Here is a 2,469-nt window from a genome sequence, read left to right as displayed (position 1 = left end):
AGTAGCTCCAAAGCAATGAACAGTTTCATCAACCGGTCTTCCGCACGATGAGCATCAACCGCCTCCCTGAACCATCGGAGAGCAGCACGGTAGCGCTGTTGAGTTTCTTTGGGGGCGCTCTCAACGAAGGCGTACATCCTCTCCACCCACGCCTCCCATCCCACCGGAGCCGCAAACCACTCCCGCATGGACATAGAGTGGCTGAAGGACCAAAAGTAGTTGGGGCCAAAAGGGTTGCCAAAGGGGTTGGCCGCCCAATCCGCAGTGTGGAAGAATGCTACCGGGGTATAGATGGAATACCACCGGCCAAAAGTACCTACGCTGGTGGCAGTTTGCAAGATGGCCAGTATGTGCTCGAGTTCACGCACCGGCAACTTTTCCGGTTGCAACATATCCCATCCCGCGGCGAAGTCATTGAAGGAGACAAAATAATCCTCAAGCACCAGGGTATAGCCCAACACCGGCGGGGCCTCACCGCTGTAAACCATAGTGCTGGGCCAGCTTACGTACGGGCGCACCCGGTCCAGTCTGGCCCTATCGGAATCGCTCAAAGGGCGAAGGAACCAGCCTCCCGAAAAGGCAATTTCCGGCACTTTTGCGGCACCAGAAAGCCCAAACAAAGGAAAGCTAAGAGTCAACCGAAACCCTTGCCGTTCCCATGCCTCCCGGCTGCGCTCCAAAATTTCATCCAGTAGATCCGGCTGCCAGGCCAGTCCACCCTTGAGCACCAGGTAGCGCCACAGGACTGAGATGAGGAAGCTGCCAGGCATGAATATGTCGGCGCCGATGGCGTCCCTTTCCGCGACAGGGAAAACGTCGTTAAACCGCTCATCCTCCAAGAGCTGACGGCGAAACAGTTGGAAGCGGTGGTCCTCCACAATCGCCTGCTCCACAAGGGGAAACAATCCCTCCAGACCCATCACAGGCTCCGGCACCTCAGCAAAGGTATTGGCCACGGCAAGGCGGTATGGCAGGAGAGCCATGTTACCGATTTGATGCGAGGCTTCCTTGCTCGCGGCAAACCTGCCTAGCAGCGACAGGCATTTCGGTATGAGTTCTCGTATTGTTGTAGAATATGGCACCATAGAGGGTACTCCTTTTGTATGCTTAATCCCGCCTAGTCCGTACCGCCGCGTCATGTGTCTAGCTACCATAGGCATCCCGGCTTTGGCAACGAGGGGATTCAACATCACTTCTCCCTTAGTACGGCAGCCTTAAGCCGCATCTTAAGTCCTCGCGGTAAACGCTCCTGGGTCTTGGGCGGGATTATCCGATCCAGGGCCTGCCATAAGAGTTCGAGGCAGTAGTCCATTTCAGGTGAACGCAAAAAGTAGGCCGCGACAGAGTAAACTACTCCTCCAACCAGAACCAGCAGCAGAAGTCTTATCAGGACCGTAGCAAAAACGGCCACTCCTCCGGCGCCAGGCGCACTAGTAAGAAGCGGGGCCAGCAAGGGCCACCCGGTACCATGTAATCCCCCAGCATCCAGTCCCCAGACCACGCCCGCCATGGCTGCCGCCGCCACCAGGATGCGAGCCAAGCTGCCAGCCAGCTTGGCGCCACCGATGCCACCCAGGCGAGCCCGAAGGATGATGAGTACCGCTGCCGCTCCGCATAAGTTGGCCAACGAGGTAGCCAGAGCCAGGCCACCGTGGGCAAGATAGCGGACCAGGATGAGGTTGAAGACAATATTCATACCTACGGTTAGGAGGCCGGTCCACATGGGGGTTACTGCATCTTGGAGAGCGTAGCAAGCTCGGGCCAAGTAGTCGCGGAAAAGGATAAAGGGTAGCCCGAGACTGTAAAAAAGGAGAGCAAAGGCAGTCATAGCAGTATCGGTAGCGTCAAAGGCACCCCTTTGAAAGGCCAGAGAGACAATGTCCTGGCGCAGCACCACCAGCCCAGCCGCCAGGGGGATCATTAGGAAAGCCAGGATCCCCAAGCCGCGGGCCAAGAGATCCCGAAACCCTTCGTAGTCGCCGGCAGTACCCTTCTCGGCCAGGCGCGGATACAGCACCGTGACGATGGGTGTGCCCAATAGCCCTTGGGGGAGGCCCATAAGCCTAAGCGCATAGTTTAGGGCAGAGATGCTTCCCACCATAAGACCCGAAGCCAGCATGCGGTCAACAATGGTATTGAGCTGGGATGCGCCCACGCCGATTAATACCGGGCCAGCCAATGAAAGCATTTTAATAACACCTGGATGGCGAAAGTTGGCTGCCGGGCGATAAGGCAACCGTAACTGCCAAATGCTGGGGACCTGGATCAGAAACTGGCTGGCGGTAGCCAGTACCGTGGCCCAGGCCACCCCGGCAATACCCCAGTGTCTTCCAGCCAAGATGATAGCGCTAATCATGATAAGGTTGTAGGGAAGCCCAATGGCAGCATTGGCAGCAAAACGCTGGTGGGAATTGAGCAGGGCACCGGCCCACCCGGAAAGGCCCATGAACACCACCATGACCAGAAGAA

2 protein-coding genes are annotated in these 2,469 nt (G+C 57.2%); both read right to left on the bottom strand.

Annotated elements, in window-relative coordinates:
• Nucleotides 1-1,085, bottom strand: a 1,085-nt coding sequence (locus H5U02_15080; GenBank protein ID MBC7343743.1) for a hypothetical protein, incomplete at its 3' end; no start/stop codon positions are given.
• A 104-nt stretch (nucleotides 1,086-1,189) separates the two neighbouring features.
• Nucleotides 1,190-2,469, bottom strand: a 1,280-nt coding sequence (gene murJ / locus H5U02_15075; protein ID MBC7343742.1) for a murein biosynthesis integral membrane protein MurJ, incomplete at its 5' end; no start/stop codon positions are given.

This window comes from Clostridia bacterium (assembly GCA_014360065.1).
GTDB lineage: Bacteria > Bacillota > DSM-521 > Neomoorellales > JACIYF01 > JACIYF01.
This window is presented reverse-complemented; position numbering and strand designations above follow the sequence as displayed.